The sequence below is a fragment of the Streptomyces yatensis genome (assembly GCF_018069625.1).
In the GTDB taxonomy this organism is placed as follows: domain Bacteria; phylum Actinomycetota; class Actinomycetes; order Streptomycetales; family Streptomycetaceae; genus Streptomyces; species Streptomyces yatensis.
The window spans coordinates 2,547,440-2,564,773 of sequence record NZ_CP072941.1 but is presented as its reverse complement, the minus strand read 5'-3'; the positions used below and the strand labels follow the sequence as shown (position 1 = coordinate 2,564,773).

At 73.7% G+C, this 17,334-nt stretch carries 14 protein-coding genes; 8 read left to right on the top strand and 6 right to left on the bottom strand.

Annotation, left to right across the window (positions count from 1 at the left end):
* Window positions 1–5: 5 nt before the first annotated feature.
* Window positions 6–1,547 carry an APC family permease gene (locus J8403_RS10220; RefSeq protein WP_211122898.1) on the bottom strand — a complete coding sequence of 514 codons (1,542 nt, stop codon included), beginning with the start codon at window positions 1,545–1,547 and terminating at the stop codon, window positions 6–8.
* Window positions 1,544–3,013, bottom strand: a complete 1,470-nt coding sequence (locus J8403_RS10215; protein WP_211122897.1) for an aldehyde dehydrogenase family protein — start codon at window positions 3,011–3,013, stop codon at window positions 1,544–1,546. Before J8403_RS10215 ends, J8403_RS10220 begins: the two co-directional genes overlap by 4 nt.
* 622 nt (window positions 3,014–3,635) lie before the next feature.
* On the opposite strand from J8403_RS10215, the gene J8403_RS10210 reads away from it, so the two are divergent.
* The gene (locus J8403_RS10210) at window positions 3,636–7,283 is read left to right on the top strand and encodes a hypothetical protein (RefSeq protein WP_246585780.1); all 3,648 of its coding nucleotides are present in this window, start codon (window positions 3,636–3,638) and stop codon (window positions 7,281–7,283) included.
* Window positions 7,284–7,316: 33 nt separating this feature from the next.
* Here the strand turns inward: J8403_RS10210 and J8403_RS44555 are convergent, their stop codons facing one another.
* Window positions 7,317–9,599, bottom strand: a complete 2,283-nt coding sequence (locus J8403_RS44555) for a helix-turn-helix domain-containing protein (protein ID WP_343245279.1) — start codon at window positions 9,597–9,599, stop codon at window positions 7,317–7,319.
* A 245-nt stretch (window positions 9,600–9,844) separates the two neighbouring features.
* Between J8403_RS44555 and J8403_RS10200 the strand changes: the two genes are divergently transcribed.
* Complete coding sequence (locus tag J8403_RS10200) at window positions 9,845–10,516, top strand: hypothetical protein (protein WP_211122896.1); 672 nt, start codon at window positions 9,845–9,847, stop codon at window positions 10,514–10,516.
* A 392-nt stretch (window positions 10,517–10,908) separates the two neighbouring features.
* The gene (locus tag J8403_RS10195) at window positions 10,909–11,589 is read left to right on the top strand and encodes a GOLPH3/VPS74 family protein (RefSeq protein WP_211122895.1); all 681 of its coding nucleotides are present in this window, start codon (window positions 10,909–10,911) and stop codon (window positions 11,587–11,589) included.
* 212 nt (window positions 11,590–11,801) lie between these two features.
* Here J8403_RS10195 and ssgD read toward each other — a convergent pair whose 3' ends face one another.
* The gene (gene ssgD, locus J8403_RS10190) at window positions 11,802–12,215 is read right to left on the bottom strand and encodes a spore wall synthesis regulator SsgD (RefSeq protein ID WP_211122894.1); all 414 of its coding nucleotides are present in this window, start codon (window positions 12,213–12,215) and stop codon (window positions 11,802–11,804) included.
* A gap of 228 nt (window positions 12,216–12,443) precedes the next feature.
* Between ssgD and J8403_RS10185 the strand changes: the two genes are divergently transcribed.
* The 4 genes from J8403_RS10185 (at window position 12,444) to J8403_RS10170 (ending at window position 15,472) form a co-directional block, all read left to right on the top strand.
* Window positions 12,444–13,970 carry a hypothetical protein gene (locus tag J8403_RS10185; protein ID WP_211122893.1) on the top strand — a complete coding sequence of 509 codons (1,527 nt, stop codon included), beginning with the start codon at window positions 12,444–12,446 and terminating at the stop codon, window positions 13,968–13,970.
* Between the two features lie 272 nt (window positions 13,971–14,242).
* Window positions 14,243–15,091: a helix-turn-helix domain-containing protein gene (locus tag J8403_RS10180; RefSeq protein WP_211122892.1), complete on the top strand. Its 849-nt coding sequence runs from the start codon at window positions 14,243–14,245 to the stop codon at window positions 15,089–15,091.
* On the top strand, window positions 15,061–15,270 hold the full coding sequence (locus tag J8403_RS10175) for a DUF397 domain-containing protein (RefSeq protein WP_425519769.1): 210 nt from the start codon (window positions 15,061–15,063) through the stop codon (window positions 15,268–15,270). Before J8403_RS10180 ends, J8403_RS10175 begins: the two co-directional genes overlap by 31 nt.
* 4 nt (window positions 15,271–15,274) lie before the next feature.
* Window positions 15,275–15,472: a DUF397 domain-containing protein gene (locus tag J8403_RS10170; RefSeq protein WP_211122890.1), complete on the top strand. Its 198-nt coding sequence runs from the start codon at window positions 15,275–15,277 to the stop codon at window positions 15,470–15,472.
* 15 nt (window positions 15,473–15,487) lie between these two features.
* On the opposite strand, the gene J8403_RS10165 is transcribed toward J8403_RS10170, so the two are convergent.
* A complete protein-coding gene (locus J8403_RS10165) occupies window positions 15,488–15,784 on the bottom strand; it encodes a YciI family protein (protein WP_211122889.1) in 297 nt (98 codons plus the stop codon).
* 30 nt (window positions 15,785–15,814) lie between these two features.
* Here J8403_RS10165 and J8403_RS10160 point away from each other — a divergent pair, with 30 nt between their 5' ends.
* Window positions 15,815–16,555, top strand: coding sequence for an endonuclease V (locus tag J8403_RS10160; RefSeq protein ID WP_211128169.1), 741 nt, complete (start codon window positions 15,815–15,817; stop codon window positions 16,553–16,555).
* A gap of 183 nt (window positions 16,556–16,738) precedes the next feature.
* Here the strand turns inward: J8403_RS10160 and J8403_RS10155 are convergent, their stop codons facing one another.
* Window positions 16,739–17,230 (bottom strand): DUF1203 domain-containing protein, encoded by a 492-nt coding sequence (locus tag J8403_RS10155; RefSeq protein ID WP_211122888.1) that lies wholly within the window; start codon window positions 17,228–17,230, stop codon window positions 16,739–16,741.
* Between the last annotated feature and the right edge of the window lie 104 nt (window positions 17,231–17,334).

Here is a 17,334-nt window from a genome sequence, read left to right as displayed (position 1 = left end):
TCTCCTCACGGGGTGGTGGCGGCCGCGTGTTCGGCGAGCACACCCGTACGGGTCCGCTGGACGAACCAGTAGTAGGTGAAGCCGCCCAGTGCGACCACGCCGACGAACAGGACCGCCCCCCAGCGCAGATACCAGTGCTGCGGTCCGGTGGCGTTGTAGACCTGGGCCCGGGGCCAGGCGAGGTTGACGGTCATCGCGGTGCCCCACAGCACGGCCAGGACATTGACCGGCAGCCCCAGCCGCCCCAGCGAGAAGCGGCCCTCGGCCGGGTGCCATTGGCCCCTCAGCCGCCGTACCAGCATGGGCAGGGTGACCATCAGATACGCGAAGTAGATCATGATGATCGCGATGCTGGTGACCACGGAGAAGATCTGCGGCTGGTTGATGTTGAGGACCAGGATCGCGATGGCCACCAGCCCGATCAGCACCGCCGGCAGCAGCGGGGTCTGGAACCGCGGATGGACCCGGGCCAGCCGGGAGCCGCCGGGCAGGTTGTTGTCCCGGGCCATGGCGAACATCAGCCGGATGGCGGCGGTGTGCACGGCCAGCGCGCATACGGTGATCGCGACGACCACGCACCACAGCACCATCAGGCCCACGCCGTGGCCGAGCGCGGAGAGCACCACGAACTGCAGGCCGTCCACCGCCAGCCGTTTGTCGCGCGGATTCGGCACCGCCATGAGGGCGAAGAGCAGGATGAGCCCGCCGAGGGCGAACGACGCCACCAGCGCCCGCAGGATGGCGCGCGGCGCGTTACGGCCCGGGTCCACGGACTCCTCGCCCAGCGAGGACGCCGTGTCGAAGCCGTACATCACATACGCCGAGGCGAGCGAGGCGGTGAGGAACGCGCCGAGGTAGCCCAGCGGCTGACCCTGGCCACGGCCGAAGGTGTCCAGCACCACGGACGGGCCGCGGGCGATGTTCGCGGCCAGCAGCAGGATCAGCACGACCGTGGCGATCAGCTCGATGGCCACGCCCGCGGAGTTGATACGGGCCATCAGCTTCACCCCGAAGCCGTTGACCATCATGGTGAACAGGATCAGCACACTGCCGAGCAGCACCGCGTTGGCCGCGCGCTCGGTCCCGGTGGAGCCGTCGCCGATGAACTGGAACAACGAGGAGATCTGCGGCAGCGTCACCTGGTACGCGAGCGCCACGGCCGCCAGCGACACCATCGAGGCCGTCATCATCATCCAGCCGCCCAACCAGCCCACATGAGGGCCGCCCAGCAGCTTGGACCAGTTGTAGACCGAACCCGCCACCGGATAGCGGCCGGCCAGCTCGGCGAAGTTCAGCGCCACCATCAGCTGCCCGAGGAACACCATCGGCCATGACCACCAGTACGCCGGGCCGCCGTGCGCGACACCGAAGTAGAAGAGCTGGAAGGTGCCGGTCAGGATGGAGATGTAGCTGATCCCGGCGGCGAAGGTGTGGAAGTTGCCCAGGGTGCGCTTGAGTTCCGGGCGGTAGCCGAGTTCGGCGAGCGAGTCGTCGTCGTGCGCACCCTCCGGCCTCGGCGGCGGTCCTGCCGACTCGCTCGCCGTCATTCGAACCACCGCTGCGGACGGGGCGCGGTGTTGCGCCAGATGTGCTTGAGCTCCTGGTACTCGTGCAGCCCCGACGGGCCCAGCTCACGGCCGATACCGGACTGCTTCATCCCGCCCCACTCGGCCTGCGGGACATACGGATGGAAGTCGTTGATCCATACGGTCCCGGCCCGCAGCCGGGACGCCACCCGCTGCGCCTTCTCCGCGTCCTGGGTCCACACCCCGCCCGCCAGGCCGTACACCGTGTCATTGGCGAGCGCCACCGCCTCGTCCTCGTCCCGGAACCGCTCCACGGTGAGCACCGGGCCGAAGGACTCCTCCTGCACCACGGACATGTCCGGGGTGCAGTCGTCCAGGACGGTCGGCAGGTAGTAGTAGCCCTTCTCCAGGTCGGGATCGTCGGGCGGGGCCCCGCCGCAACGCAGCACCGCGCCCTCGTCGATCCCCGCCGCCACATAGTCGGCGATCTTCTGGCGGTGCTCGGCGGAGATCAGCGGGCCGGTGCGGGCGTTCTCGTCGAACGGCCCGCCCAGCCGGATGTTCCGGGCGCGGTGGACGATCTCGTCGACGAACGCGTCATGCAGCTGCTCCTGGACCAGCAGCCGGGCGCCGGCCGAGCAGACCTGCCCGGAGTGCAGGAACACCGCCGTGAGCGCGTAGTCGACCGCGGTGTCGAAATCGCAGTCGGTGAAGACGATATTGGGGTTCTTGCCGCCCAGCTCCAGGGCCAGCTTCTTCACCGTCGGTGCGACGGCCGACATGATCCAGCGCCCGGTGACCACCCCGCCGGTGAAGGACACCATGTCCACCCGTTCGTCCGTGACCAGCGGCGCGCCCGCGGTGGCCCCCGAACCCAGGATCAGATTGGCGGCGCCACCGGGCAGCCCGGCCTCCGTCAGCAGCCGCATCAGATGGATCGCGGTGTGCGGGGTCAGCTCGCTGGGCTTGAGGACGAAGGTGTTCCCGGCGGCCAGCGCGGGCGCCACCTTCCAGGCCGTCTGCAGCAGCGGGTAGTTCCACGGCGTGATCAGCACACAGACCCCGACCGGTTCGTGCACCACCCTGCTGTCGATCTCCGCGCTGCCCACCTCCACCACGCGGCCGGCGCCGGCGGAGGAGGCGAGGTTGCCGAAGTAGCGGAAGCAGTTCGCGATGTCGTCGAGGTCGTACTCGCTCTCGACCATCCGTTTCCCGGTGTCCAGCGACTCGGCGCGGGCGAGCGTCGTCTTCTCGCGCTCCAGCAGATCGGCCACCCGCAGCAGCAGCCCGCCCCGGTCGGCGGCCGGGGTACTGGGCCACGATCCGCGGTCGAAGGCGTCCCGGGCGGCCGCCACCGCGGCGGCGGCGTCACCCGGCCCCGCCTCGTCGACCACGGCCACCAGCGAGCCGTCCGCCGGACAGCGGATCTCGCGGCTGTGTCCGTCGAGGGCGGTCGTCCAGTGGCCGCCGATGAACAGCTCCGGCATGGGCTCCTCCGGGCTCGGACGACGGGGCCGGTCCCGAGGTGGATCCGTCGAAGCACCCGGCCGGCCCACACACTGAGCGTAAGCGGCACGGGTCACGCTCGCACGGCGTAGGGAAGCCGCGGGCGCGGCGGGGATGTGAGCGGGTGCCTCGGTGGTCTTGGTGGTTCGGGTGGCCTTGGTGGCCTCGGTGGCTCCGGCGGTCCGGGTGGCCTCGGCGGCCCGGGCAGTCCGAGTGGTGCCGGTGGCCCCGGCGGTCACGGTGGTCCTGGCGGTCCGGGTGGCCTCGGTGGTCCTGGCGGTCCCGGCGTCCTCGGCGGCCCCGGCGGGATCGGCGAGCCCGGCGCGCCCGGCCGGGGCGCGCCCGGGGTCGCCGCCGGGCTGCCGGTCGCCGAGGCCGTGTGCCTCGCGGCCCGGATTGTGGCACGCGCGGCCGGGACGCGAGCGACCGCGACCGGGCGGGAGGGGCCGGTGCCGGGGGCGGGGGCCGGTGCTGGCGCGAGGCGTCGGGGCCGGGCGCGAGGGGTCGGGGCCGGGCGCGAGGGGCCGGGGTGGCGAGGGTGCTGCGGGAAACCATTTTCCGGCGAGACGTGTGACCGGACGTGTGGGCGGCACAATCCCTGGCATGGTCAACGCGTCCGAAGCCCACCGCGGCCCCGAAGCCGACCGTGGGCCCGAAACCCACCTCGGCCCCGAGCCCCACCGTGGGCCCGAAGTCCACCGTGGCTCCGAGCCCCACCGTGGGCCCGAAACCGACCGTGGCTCCGAAGTCCATCGCGGTCCCGAAGCGCAGGCGGGCTCCGAAGCCCACCGTGGCCCGGAAGCCCACCGCGGCCCCGAATCCCCCGGTGCCCTCGCCGACGAGTTGCTCGCCGTTCTCGATCCGTTGCCCTTTCCACGGCGGATGCGGGAGCTGGCCGGGCGGGCGAGGGCCGCCAGTGCCGAGGGGCGGTTGGGTGCGCTGATCGAGGAGCTGGAGCGGCGCGGGCCGTACGAGCGGCGGCTGGCGGCCGTGGCCGCGGCCGCCGGTGGCCGGACCGGCCACCTCGCGGCGCGGCTCGCGGACCCGGACCCGGTGGTGCGGCACCGCGCCCTCGACACCGCCCGGCGCGGCGGCCCCGCCGCCATCGCGGACGACGCGCTGGAGGCGGCCTTCGAGGACGCGCCCGCCACCGTACGGCGCGAACTGGTGCGCACCGTCGTGGCCGGGCGGCGCACCGCGCTCGCGGACCGGCTGATCGAGCCGTTCCGGGAGCGCTGGGGCGACGGCGAGGCCGCCCGCCTGCTCCCCGGATGCGGTGCGGAGACCGTGGTACGGCTGTTGCCCGGGCTGTTCCATGCCGTCCGCGCCTGGCGGCCCCTCGTCTCCCGACATCCGGTGGCCGTCCTGGACGAGGCGGCGCGCCAGCTCACCGCGCTGCCCGCAGCGCTGCGCGCCGACTGGTGGACCCGTTACGCGCCCTGTGTCGCGCTCGCCGCGCCCGTAGAGCCGCAGCGGGTGCTGGAGCTGCTGGAGGACCACTGCCACGGCCCGCTGCCCGCCTCCGTACGGGCCCGGCTGTCCGCGCTGGTGGCCGCCGAGCCCGGCACCACGCTGCGGCTGCTGCTCGCCCCCGAGCACAGCGGCACCCGGCGCCGGCTGGACCGGGCCGTGCTGCGCCGGATCGTCCGCGCCGACCCGCCCGAGCTCGCCGAACTGGGCCGGGCCCTGCGGCACGACGCCGACGCCCTCGCCCGGCTGCTGGCCGCGCTGCCGCCCGCCCGCCGCGCCGCGTTCTACGACGCGGTCACCGAGGGACGCGACTCCGCCCACGCCGTCGTCGAACCCGCCGTACTGGAGGTCCTGCCGCGCCCCCGCCGCCAGGCCGAGGCCCGCCGGATGGCCGCCCAGGCGCGCGAGCGCGGCGCGCCCTGGACCACCGTGCTGGAGTCGGTGGCCCATCTGCCGGTCGAGGAGGCGCGCGAGGAGCTGCTGGCCGCCGTGCGCCGCCCTTCGGCCGAGGACCGCGCCCTGGCCTATCCGCTGCTGATCCAGTGCGTCGCCCGCTCCGGCGACCCGGAGGCCCTCACCGACCTGCTGCGGCTGCTGGAGCGGCTGCGCAACGAGCCGGACCCGGTGCGCTCCGCCGCGCTCGGCGCGCTCGCCCGCACCCACCCCGCGCTGTTCACCGACGACGCCGCCGAGCAGCTGGACCGCATCGCGGCCGAGGCGATCTCCGCCCCCGACTCCTCCTCCGCCACCCGCCAGGCGCTGCGCCACCTCGCCGTGGCACTGCTGCGCGAACACGCCGTCACCGGGCGGCGGCAGCTGCTGGGCTGGGCGCTGCGCACCCTCACGCGGCTCGCGGGCAGCGTCGGCGCCGCCGATCTGGGCCGCCTCGACTACCAGTTGCGGCGCGGCCAGGAGCAGGCCGTGTTCGAGGCGCTGCGGCCCTGGCTGGAGGCGGGCGCGGAACGCGTTGACCACGAGCTGACCTTCGCCCTCGCCCGCTCCCTCGGCCGACGCGCCCACGCCCTGCCCGAGCTGCAGGAACTCCTGTGGCAGGCCATCTCGTTCGGCAGCGACGCGACGGTCCGCACCGCCATCGGGCTGTGGCTGGAGCCACCGGTGGAGCGGGATACCCGCGTGGCCGAGCTGCTGACCCACGAGCCCTCGGCGGCCGTGCTGCCGCCCGTCCTGGCCGTGCTGACCCGCCGTCGCACCGATCTGCTCGACCTCGTCCTCGACGACACCCCGCCGTACGGCCGCTTTCTGACCCCCGGCACCCACTGGACCCCGCCCACCGGCCGGGACACCGGCCGCTGGCTGCCCCGCCAGCAGGGCGCCGCCGCCCGCCTCCTGGACCGCGCCGCAGCCGATACCTCCCTGCGGCCGCAGCAGCGGGCGGCCGCCGTCGCCGACGCCGCGCTGATCCCCGGCACCGGCGCGGCCACCGTCCGGAGCTGGGCCGCCGCCCCGGATGTGGCCCTGGCCGACGCCTCGGACGTGATCCTGGCCGAGGCCGCGCTCGCCGCCCTCGCCCGGACCGACCGCCCCGCGGACGCCCTGCCCGCCCTGCTCGCCCACGCGGGCGGCGACCGGGCCCGGGTGGCGGTGTACGCGGCCACCAGAGCGGCCCGGTACGCCGAACCGTCACGGCTGGGGCGGCTGGTGCGCGGGGTGCTCGCGCCGGACGGGGTCGCCACGGCCGTACCGCCCGTCCCCGCGAAGGTCACCAGCCGTAAGGAGGCCGTCCGGCTCGCCGCCACCCTGCTCCCGGTGACCGACGCCGCCGCGCTGCTCGCCGACGCCTTCGCACTGCCCGGCCAGCACCCCGATGTGCAGGCCGCCTGCGTCGCCTTCGCCACCCGGCCGCTCGACGCCGAACGCTCCTGGGAGCTGCTGACCGCCGCCGCGAGCGGACGGCGCGAACTGCGCCACGCCGTGCTGCGCACCCGCCCGCTGGACCTCCCCGAGGCGCACCGCGCCCGCTACGCCCAGCTCATACGCCTCGTCTGCGACACCGACGACCCCGAGGTGGCGGCGGCCGGATACGGGGCGCTGGCCGCGTGGTCACCGTGGGCGCCGGACGCGGCGGCCGTGCTGGTCGCGGCCGTCACCGACCTGGGCAACCGGGCGAGCTGGCGGCCCGCCGCCGACGCCCTGCTGGACCTGATGGCCGCGACCCCCGACGGGTCGCCCGGCGACAACCCGCTGGCCTGGGCGCTCGCCGCGCTCGTCACCGCCGACGCCCGGCCCGGCGGCCCCGACGCCGAACCCGACCGGGACCGCCCCGCCCGCCGCCGCGTCCAGCACCTCGCCGACCGGCTCGCCACCCGGGCCCGGATGCGGCCCCGCGTGACCCGGCGCACCGCGCGGGCCGCCGGTGAACTCCTCGCCGGATACGAGACGTTCGTCCAGGAGGCCGCCCATGTGCTGGTGAACGCCCTCGACCTGGACGCCCGCCCCGGCCCGCTGTCCGCCGCGCTCGCCCGCCTCGCCCGGCTGCACACCACCCGCCCCGCGCTCGCCGTCCATACCGCCGACGCCCTGCGCCGACGGCTGAACACCGCACTGCGGCCGGGCTCCGACGCCGGTCTGCTGCGCGCCGCGGGCCAGCTCGACGAGGACGGGGGCCACGCCTCCGGACTGTTCGCCGCGACCCTCACCGAGGTGGGCGGGGCGCGTACGGAATGGGCGGAGCCCTGGCGGGAGCGGGTGCGCTCGCTGCGCGGACATCCGCACGCGGATGTCCGGGACGCGGCACTGCGGCTGACGACGACGGTGGAGTGAGGCGGGTGGTGAGAGAGTGCCGCCGCCAGGCGCTCAGTCGCTCAGTTCGCTCGTGTGCCAGGAGCCGTCGGTGTAGTCGTAGGCGTACTGCGGGCGTCCCTTGATGCTGCTGGTGCGGAACGGCGAGCCGTGGTCGTCGATCCGCAGCGTCCCCGAGCGGCCGCCGCTCGACCAGTCCAGCTCCAGATACCAGCTGCAGTCGCAGCCCGCCGTCCGGGCGTTGACCAGCAGCACCTCGGGGTCCGAGGCCGAGACGCGATAGGGGAAGTGGACGGCGGGGATCGGCTTGCCCGCGTCGTTGCCCTCGGTGGGGCGGGCCAGCGGACGGGCGGCGTCCAGATTCACCGAGAAGGCGCGCGGGGTGAGGGAGCCCCCGCAGCCGTTGTCCATGGCGAACGACGACCACGCGAGCGGGGTGCGACGGCCCACGACCCGTACGTGCAGGGCCTGCAGGACCACGGCCGACGAGGCCCGGCCCTGCACCGTGACCTCCACATTGGTGGTCCCGCCGTGCACCGCGCCATGGGCGGCGGCCCAGGTCGGGGCGTCCTGCTCGGTGGGTGGCGGGGCGACCTGGGACGGGGACCGGTCGATGAGATAGCGGTGACCGCAGCCGTTCTCCCAGACATGCGAACGGGTGGAGAGGGTGAGCGGGACCTGGGTGGAGCCGCCACCGCCCGGGCCCTTGGAGGAGCCGGGCGCGGGAGAGCCGGAGGCGCCCCCATTGGCTCTCTGCCCCTTGCCGCGCTCGCCCTTACCGTCCTTGTCGTCGCCGCGCGGCGCGCCGGACGCGTCGTCGCCGTCCGTCTTCTGACGGTCCAGATGCCCGCGGGCGGTCGGCCCGGTGCGCGGCGTGGACGAGGGTGCGGCGGAGGGAGGTGAGGCCGCCGCGTCCTTACGGCCGTCCTCACCGGGCGGCCGTACCTCGACCGCGGTGACGGCCAGCACGACGACGGCGGCGGCCCCGGCCAATAACGCCCACGGCCGCCGCGCCCGTGACACGACGGCGGTGCCGCCGTCGCTCCCCGACACGGCCCGCAGCCGCCGCCGCGCGGTGGCGGCGGATGTGGCGTTGGCGGTGGGTGTGGGTCGGGTGTTGCCGGGGTGCGCGGATCGGGTGTTGCCGGTGGGCGCGGATTGGGTGTTGCCGGCCGGCGCGGACTGGGCGTTGGCGGTGGGTGCGGTCTTGTCCGTGGGCGCGGCGTGGGGCTGGGCCTGCCCGGCGGCTGCGGACGGCGCCCGGCCGTCGCCGGCGTGCTCGGTGGTGTCCCCGGTGTCGCCGCGTTGGTGATGGTTCCCCGGGTTTCCGTCCTGCTGTGCGGCCCCGCCACGGCGTGCGGCGCCATGGCCGTCCGATGAGGGGTCGGTCGCGGCGGCGGTGCGGTGGGCGGCCGGGGCGCCGTACCACGTTGGCGTGGCCCTTGAAGCGTCGGCCGGGGTGGCGGTGCCCCGTCGTTCCTCGGCGGTGTCGTGCCGCTCCTCGGCGGTGTTGTGCCGCTCCTCGGCGGTGCTCTGCCGTTCGTCGATGGTGCCTTGGCGCGCATCGGCTGCCGCGTACGGCCGAGCGTCGTGGGAGCGCCCACCCGCTTCCGGTCCGGTGCCGTCTCGGGCCGGGCCGCTCGGAGCGGCTGCGCCCGGGGGAGTGCCTGTCACCGGGTCCGGACCGGAGGCGGCGACGCGCCCCTGGTGGCGACCGGCGTTCGGGCGGGCGCCGGGTGTGGCGGCGGGGGTCGCGGAGTTGTCCGACGAATCGTCGTCGCCTTCTCGTGCGTCGGCTGACGGACGCGGCTCACCGTCACCGCCCCGCGCGTCCGCGTCGGGTTCGGGCGCGGGGCCGTCCGCGGCCGGGCGGCCGCCCGCGCTCTCGCGTTCGGCCTCCCGCCCGGTGCCGTCCGTGGACCGCACGTCCGTCTCCCGCGCGGGGCCGTCAGCAGTCCGCGGGTCCGCCTTCCTCGGGGTGCCGTCCGCGGCCGGGCGGTCGGCCGCGCCCCCGCGCGGGGCCGACACCGTGCCGTTGGCCGCCGCGCGGCCGCCCGCGCCCTCCCGATCGGCCTCGCGTGCGCGGTGCCTGGAGGCGTCCGCGAGGATCCAGCGGCGGTGGAGGGCGAGCAGCTCCTCCGGGGAGGCGCCGCACAGCCGGGCGAAGCGCTCGACGGAGGCGTACTCCGCCGGGACCGCGTCGCCGTTGCAGTAGCGGTGCAGCGTGGACGTGCTGACGTGCAGTCGTGTGGCCAGCGAGCCGTAGCTACGGCCCGAGCGCTCCTTCAACGCCCTCAGTCTCTCGGCGAAGTCCTCAACCTCTTTGGCGTTCCCCACGCCCACCACCCCCCATATCGGCCCCGGCCCGCGACATCGTCCCGCGGGCGTTCCACGGGCGCGTTCCAGGGTGTTGTCATACCCCCAAGTCAGCGTACGTGCAGGCATTCCAGCGTCCCGCATGCCCCGCCGGTCGTAGCGGTCACGGCCAAGTGGCGCACAGGCTTGTCCTGCCGCCGCGACCTGCCGGTACGACGGCGGACATGAAGAAATCCTGAGTTCGGGAAGAGACGGGGAAACAGCTCATGCGACACAAGCCCACGCACTCATTGCGCGGCGCCGCGCTCGGCGTCGTGGCCGCGGCCGCCGTCGTGGCCGTGGCCGGGACCGGGCCGGCCCAGGCCCAGGCCCATGCACCGTCGGCCCGGGCGGAGGCGCAGGCGGCCGTACCCCAGGGCACCCCCGGCCATCTGGTGCCGAGGGAGCTCCCGCCGCACCCGAGTTCGGATTGGTACGCGAGTGATGTCACGCGGGGCCTGCCCGAGACCCCTCCGTTCTGCGTGGAGAAGACCCTTCCGTCGGCCGGGGCGACCCATCGCACGTTCTGGACCGAATACGACACCGGCGCCACCCAGATCGTGATCAGGACCGGCACGGTGGAGGCGGCCCGCAAGCTCGCCGCCGCGGCCGAGAAGAAGATCCGGAACTGCGCCGCGGACTGGGTGCGCGACTATCCGGAGGGCACCGCCTCAGGCCGGGACTACGGCGCGCTGACGGCCGAGGACGGCGCCCATGTCTACGGCGTCCACACCTCGTACCCGGACTCGGAGCAAGGCATCCACCTTATCGGAGTGGGGCGCGACGGCCGGACCGTCACGGTCGTGTCGTGGGGCGAGATGGGCGGCTTCGACCAGGCACCGGTGGCCGACTTCAAGCGGACCACCACGACCGCGGTGGTGAAGCTGTACCACCCGTGAGCGGGGCCTGACGGCGCCCTGACGGCGCCCTGACGGGGGCGCGGGAGCTGGGGGCCGACAAGGCCGACGAAGGACTCGGCCCAGAGGGCCGACAGGGGGTCACATGGCCCGCCGGGCCCACGGGGGTGACAGGCCCGAGCGAGGCCGACGGGGGAATGGGGCCGGTGGCGGTCACGCGTACACACGGGGGTACGCGTGGCCGCCATCTCCGCGTGTCCCGGTCCCTGCCACATCCCTATACGGAGGCGACGAGCCCCGGGGCAGCCGAGCCCCGGGACGACGACGCGCCCGGCCCCGCCGGAACCTCGGGGCGGAGGGTCGATCATGGGGGCACGTGGCCGATATGGTCGAGGTACGCCGCCCCACCGGACGCCCGACCGTCGGAGGTTCCCATGCCGAACGGCTCGCTCTCCCTCGCCGCCTCCCTCTACCTGCTCTCCTACGATCCCGAGACCGGCATGCCCGCCGGTGCTCACACCGCCCTCCTCGTCCGCGCCGCCGCCCTTACCGAACTCGTTCAGCGGGGCATGCTCACCGACACCGACGGCAGTCCCTGCCCGGTGGCCGACGCCGCCACGGGAGACCGGGCGCTCGACGGGTTGCTGGAGCTGATCGGCGAATCCCGGCCGCGCAGCTGGCAGATCTGGGTGGGACATCAACCGCGGCTGACCGAGCACGCGGTCCGCGACCAGATGGTGGCGGCCGGGTATGTGCGGGCGAAGGGGAGGCGGGTGCTGGGGCTGTTCCCGGCCAAGGAGTACACCCTGGAACGGCCCGATCAGGTGGCCGGAATGCGGGATGACGCGGTGCGCGTACTGCACGGCGACGCGCCGGCGGCCGAAGTGTCCGAACGGGACGCGGCGTTGGTCACGCTTGCGGCGGCGGGTGAGCTGAGGGCTGTGGTCACGGCCACGGACGCCAAGGTCCGCAAGCACCGGATCCTCGACCTGGGGGAGCGCTGCGGGGGCATGGGGCCGGTGCTGGAGAAGGTGATCGCCCAGGTGCGGACGGCGCTCGCCGCCGCCGTCGCCACGGCCATGCTGGCGGCGACCACGACCGCGACCGCCACCTGACCCCCTCACCGTAAGGGCGGGCTCAAGCGCCTGTTACGGGCTCACGGGTGTCCGCCGGAGGCGGCTCACGGGAGTCCGTAAGGGCGGGCAGGCTCACAGGTGTCCGTACGGACGGGCTTCAGGTGTCCGTACGGGCGGTCTCACAGGTGTCCGTACGGACAGGCTCACTGGTCCGTACGGGCGGGCTCACAGATATCCGTATCCGTTCCGGCTCACGCGTCTCTCAGCAGCGACGCCAACCCCTGGTCCAGGTCGAGCGCCCCGGCCTCGCTGCCCTCGGGGACGATGGCGAACGAGCGGCCGAGGAATCTGCGGAGATCCGCGGTGTCGAACTGGACCATGGCCATGCCCTCGGGGGCATGGAACTCCAGGACCGTCCGCCGCGGTCCGCACGGCCACATCTGCACATCCCCGCTCCCCGCCGGGCCGCGCAGCCCGGCCGAGAGCAGCTCCCGGCCGAACGTCCACTCCACCGCGGAGCCGTCGAGGGACGCGGAGGGCGGGAAGGAGACACGGACGGCGAACGGGTCGTCCCGCTCATAGCGCAGGCACGCCGGAATCGCGCGTGACTCGGGCGTCGACGCGATGAGCTGTGCCTGGACGGCTTGATCGATGACAGTGGTCACGTCGGCTCCCTTGCGATAGGTGCGGGGCGCGTCGCCCTTTCGAGGGTTAAGACGTTTGGGCGATCAGGGCAGTGCACCCGCTTTCGACGTGACGTGCGTCACGAGTGTTTTTTCGAGGGGACATACGGCATTTAGGCTTGCCAAACCATGCAAGGTCTCGGGGCGCCGTGCGGAGCTGTTACAGAACGGCGGCAGTGACGAGGCACCCACCCCAGGGGTTGTTCCACCATGACCGAAGGTCACGCACCGCTCGACGCGGCCGCCTACACCCGTATCTACGAAGCCGAATATTCGCGTCTGTGCGGATATGCCCGAACTCTTACCGGTAACCCCTGGGTTGCCGGAGACCTGGTGGCCGAGGCGCACTACAGCGTGTGGCGCCGACTGCGCGCCGGGCACCCGCTCGGTGCCGACGCCGTCCCCGCCGAGCTGACGGGCGCCGTGAGGGGGCTCTCGGCCGGGGCGGGGGGTTGGGGTCCGGCGCAGCAGGCGTCGTACCTCGAACCGCTCGTGCAGGTCCTCCATGAGCTGCCGCAGCGCTGGGTGAAGGTGCTCTGGCTCACCGAGGTGGACGGGCTGCCGCCGGAGGAGGTGGCGTGGCGGACCGGAGTGAACCCGGACGGCGCGGCGGCCCTGGTGGAGCGCGTCCGGGGGAGCGTGCGCCAGGAGTTCCTGCGCGCCCAGCCCGGCTATCCGGCGAGCGCCGCGTGCGGTGAGCACTGGGAGCGGCTGCCCGGCCATGTGCAGGGCACGGACTCCCCGCATCAGGCCGAGCGGATCGCCGTACACATCGACGGCTGCCGGGACTGCCGGGGCCGGATGGAGCAGCTCGTGGCGGCCGACGACCGGCTGCCCGCGCTGACCGGCCCGGCGCTGCTGGCGCTGTACGACCGGGGCATGGCGCGGTTCCTGGCGCCCCTGGCGGCCGCCGCCGCGGTGGGCGCCGTAGGGGCGGCCGGAGTGGGCGCCCTGGCGGCCGGCGGTGCGCACGCGGCCCCCTCGAACGGCCCGCTGGTCTCCTCCCGCCGTTCCATGCGCCACCTCGTCCGCGGGCAGGTGCGCCAGGCGGGGCCGGTGGCGGTCGCGGCGGCCGCGGGCGGGGTGCTGCTGGTCGCGGGTGCCGCGGTCATGACCGGGCTCGCGCTGACGGACGGCGGCTCGGCGGAGGCCCAGCAGCCGGCCGGGGCGTCGGCGCCGTCCATATCGGACACATCCGACTCCTCTGATTCATCGGGTTCTTCCGCTTCGTCCGGCTCGTCGTCGGCTTCGGGTACGTCCGCCACGTCCAGGGCCTCGCGGCACTCGGGCGGGTCGCGGGCGGGGGCTCCGGGGGAGGCGTCCCGGAACCGGCCGTCCACGTCGGGCGTGCCCACGGGGCACTCCCCGGCGGATGTGCCGTCCAGCGCCGTCTCGCCCTCGCGGAAGGCGCCGTCGTCCTCTTCCTCCGCTTCGCCCTCGTCCCGGCCGTCTTCGCCCGGCTCGCCCTCTTCCTCCGCTTCGTCCTCCCCGTCGAGCGGCCCGTCGGACCAGCCGACCGACGAACCGACCGGGAAGCCCACGGGCGGCGGGACGACGGACCCGGAGGGCACGCCGAGTGGGCAGCCCACGGATGAGCCGACGCAGCAGCAGCCGACGGACGAGCCCACGCAGCGGCCCACGGCCAAGCCGACCGATCCCGGCTCCGGCTCTGGCTCCGGCTCCGGCGACTCCCGGGGCTGCGTCTCGCTGGTGGTCCGGCTCTGCGTCTCCCACTAGGCCCAGTAGGGGTGCCCGCCGGGGCTTGAGGCCTGCGGCGGGCTGTTCCCCTCCCCGCCCCTTCCCACAACTGGGGCTCCGCCCCAGACCCCGGACCGGGCTTCGCCCGGCACGGATATGCGGCTCCGCCGCGTGGTCCCCCGGACGTCCCGTAGTGCGTGCGGCCACCGGGGCTCAATTACGGAACGTGTCAAGTGCGTTGCCCTCCGGAGCGTAAGCTCAAAACAAGCCAGCGGTCCCAGCCGGACAGCGGGACCAGGAGGGATGGACCCATGCCGTTCCAGCCACGCGAACTCTTCCCCGACCGCTCCGCACGCGACCTGTTCGGCGCGGAGATCCGCCGCCACCGCGAGAAGGCGGACATGTCGCTGCGGCGGCTGTCCGAGGTGTTGAACTACAGCAAGTCGCACTTAGCGCGCATCGAGGCGGCCGAATCACTGCCATACGACGACCTACCGGCGAAGCTGGACGCGTGCTTCGGCACGGATGGGATGTTCGCGCGGGTTTATGCGCTGGCGAAGAACGAGCCGTTCCCGGGCAAGTACCGGCGAATGATCGAGTTGGAGAGCCGAGCGGTCATCATCGAGAAGTACGTCGGCGCCACCTTCCCGGGCCTCCTGCAAACCCCTGAGCTAGCCGAGCACTCTTTGCGCTGTGGCTTCCCCCACGCCCCCGACGTGGAGATTCAGGCCATGGTCAAGGCTCGTATCGATCGGCAGGTGTTGCTGGACCGGGCCAAGCCGCCGCGTTGCTGGTTCATTCTCGACGAGGCCGTGCTGCGCCGCCCGGTCGGCGGACCAGCGGTGATGCGTGACCAACTGTCGTCCCTACTTGAGCGCGGGACGCAGTCCCACGTCATCATTCAGGTGCTGCCCTTCACGGCGGGCGGACACATTGAGGCAGGCGGTTCACTGACGCTCTTCACGATTCACGGCGAGTCGCCGGTGGCCTACGACGAGAGCAGCCAGTCCGGAATGATCATCGAGGATCAGGAGGATGTCGCACAACGCAGGGAGAACTACGATTTGCTCAGGGCGATGGCCCTCTCGCCCCGCGACTCCGAGGCGATGATCCGAGCCGTGATGGAGGAATGGACCCCATGCCAACCACCCCGGACCTGAGCGTTGCCGCGTGGCGTAAGAGCAGCTACAGCAACAACAACGGCGGCGATTGCGTTGAGGTCGCTGACAACTTCCCGGGCCTCGTCCCGGTCCGTGACTCCAAGCGCCCCGATGGTCCCGCTCTCATATTCGCTGCCGGATCATGGGCCACGTTCATTGCAAGCCTCAAGACGGACTGAACTCATGCCCACAACCACGGACCTGAGCACCGCCGCGTGGCGTAAGAGCAGCTACAGCAACAACGACGGGGGCAACTGCGTGGAGGTCGCCGACAACGTCCCGGGCCTCGTCCCGGTCCGTGACTCCAAGAACCCCGACGGCCCCGACATCCTGTTCCCCGCCGCACCGTGGGCCACGTTCATCGCCTCTCTCAAGGCATAAGCCCCAAGGGGCTCCTTACGGCCGCTCCTGGCGGTGTTCGGCGAGGGCCGGGGCCGTGCGGGTGGCCAGGAACTCGGTGATCGTGTACTCGCCCACGCCCGCCACGATGAAGGGGTCGCTCTCCACCATCTCCTCGATCCTCGCCCGGTCGTCGCCGAGCGCCAGGATGACCCCTCCGTCGCGGGGGTTCTTGGGGCCGGAGGCGAGGAAGGTGCCGTTCGCGAAGTGGTCGTCCACCCAGACGAGGTGTTCGGGGAGGGCGGCCTCGACGCGGTCGGCCGAGGCGGTGTAGGTGATCTCCAGTACGAACATGATGTGCAGGCTAGTAACGTGAGCCACACGATGACCAGCGCCGTCGATCCACGATATGAACTGCCCCGCGACTGGCCCACGACCGAGGCCGAGGCCATCGCCGTCCAGGAGCGGACGCGGGCGTCCGTGGTCGTCGGCGGGGAGCTGCCCGAGCCGGGCACCGGCACCGGCGTGCTCGTCGGGGTGGACGTGGCGTACGACGACGAGCGCGACCTGGTCGCGGCCGCCGCCGTCGCCCTGGATGCCCGGGGCCTCGCCGTCGTCGCGGAGGCGACCGCGGTCGGCCGGGTCACCTTCCCGTACGTCCCCGGACTGCTGGCGTTCCGTGAGATCCCTGCCGTCCTCGACGCGCTCGGCGACCTCGACCGGCGGCTCGGCCGCCGCCCCGACCTGGTGGTGTGCGACGGCTACGGCCTCGCCCACCCCCGCCGGTTCGGGCTGGCCAGCCATCTCGGGGTGCTGACCGGGCTGCCCACCATCGGCGTCGCCAAGAACCCGTTCGGCTTCCGCCACGCCGACCCGGGGCCGCGCCGCGGCGACTGGTCGCCGCTGCTCGACGGCGACGAGGAGGTCGGCCGGGCGCTGCGCACCCGCGACGGTGTGAAGCCGCTCTTCGTCTCCGTCGGCCACCGGGTGACCATCGCGGACGCCTGCGCGTACACCCTGCATCTGGCCCGCGACTTCCGGCAGCCCGAGACGACACGGCGCGCGGACGCGCTGTGCCGCCGGGCCCTGAAAGCCGCCGAGGCCGAAGTGGCTCCTGGGGCGTGAGGCAGCCCCCGGGGGCGTGATGCAGCCCCGGGGGCGTGATGCAGCCGCCGGGGCGTGAAGCAGCTCCGGGGCGTCAAAGGAGCCGCCGGGTCTGACGGAGCCCGGTCGGCCTCACCGGCAGCGCGCCGTCGGAGCGCCGTCAGAACGCCCTCGCAGCGCCCTCGCGGCGCCCTCACACCGCCGTCAGACCCGCCGCGTCTCGGCCAGGAAGCAGCCGAACTCGACGGCGCGCACATGCACCGCCGCCACCCGCGGGTCCGCGTACAGCTCCGCCAGCCCCTCCTCGATCGTCGGTTCGCCGTCGTTCAGCAGCCGGCCGCCGAGGATGTTGCCCTCGGCGGAGTACGCCCGCAGCACCCGCCGTTCGCCCCGGATGCCTTCCGCGATCCCGGGGCCGGTCCAGCCGTCGCACTCCTCGGGGTGGATGAAGACCGGGCCGACCTCGTCGTACGGGCCGGGCGTGGCCCCCGTCTCCTGTGCCCAGCGGCGCAGCGGGGCGTAGGAGACGAGCGCGATGGTCTCGTGCGGCCGGCTCCGGCCCACGCAGCAGCGCATCGGGCTGCCGCCCTCCTCGTCCTCCACCACCACGCGCGGCGGGTTTCCCGCGTCGTCCGTGATCCGCAGCTGCTTCAGCACCTCGGGCGCGATGGCCCGCATCTCGTAGTTCTCGCTCATGCGTTCCAGACTGGCCGGTGGGCCGCCGGAGTGCTGGCGGGATTCGGACGGGGCGCTGACGGGGGAATGTACTTGACAGCGCGATGGCACTCCGTCAGATTCGG

Bases quoted from the DNA above. Each gene is read 5' to 3' on its own strand.
- J8403_RS10220 (WP_211122898.1), bottom strand. From the start codon at position 1,547: ATGACGGCGAGCGAGTCGGCAGGACCGCCGCCGAGGCCGGAGGGTGCG.
- J8403_RS10215 (WP_211122897.1), bottom strand. From the start codon at position 3,013: ATGCCGGAGCTGTTCATCGGCGGCCACTGGACGACCGCCCTCGACGGA.
- J8403_RS10210 (WP_246585780.1), top strand. From the start codon at position 3,636: ATGGTCAACGCGTCCGAAGCCCACCGCGGCCCCGAAGCCGACCGTGGG.
- J8403_RS10200 (WP_211122896.1), top strand. From the start codon at position 9,845: ATGCGACACAAGCCCACGCACTCATTGCGCGGCGCCGCGCTCGGCGTC.
- J8403_RS10195 (WP_211122895.1), top strand. From the start codon at position 10,909: ATGCCGAACGGCTCGCTCTCCCTCGCCGCCTCCCTCTACCTGCTCTCC.
- J8403_RS10185 (WP_211122893.1), top strand. From the start codon at position 12,444: ATGACCGAAGGTCACGCACCGCTCGACGCGGCCGCCTACACCCGTATC.
- J8403_RS10180 (WP_211122892.1), top strand. From the start codon at position 14,243: ATGCCGTTCCAGCCACGCGAACTCTTCCCCGACCGCTCCGCACGCGAC.
- J8403_RS10175 (WP_425519769.1), top strand. From the start codon at position 15,061: ATGGACCCCATGCCAACCACCCCGGACCTGAGCGTTGCCGCGTGGCGT.
- J8403_RS10170 (WP_211122890.1), top strand. From the start codon at position 15,275: ATGCCCACAACCACGGACCTGAGCACCGCCGCGTGGCGTAAGAGCAGC.
- J8403_RS10165 (WP_211122889.1), bottom strand. From the start codon at position 15,784: ATGTTCGTACTGGAGATCACCTACACCGCCTCGGCCGACCGCGTCGAG.
- J8403_RS10160 (WP_211128169.1), top strand. From the start codon at position 15,815: ATGACCAGCGCCGTCGATCCACGATATGAACTGCCCCGCGACTGGCCC.
- J8403_RS10155 (WP_211122888.1), bottom strand. From the start codon at position 17,230: ATGAGCGAGAACTACGAGATGCGGGCCATCGCGCCCGAGGTGCTGAAG.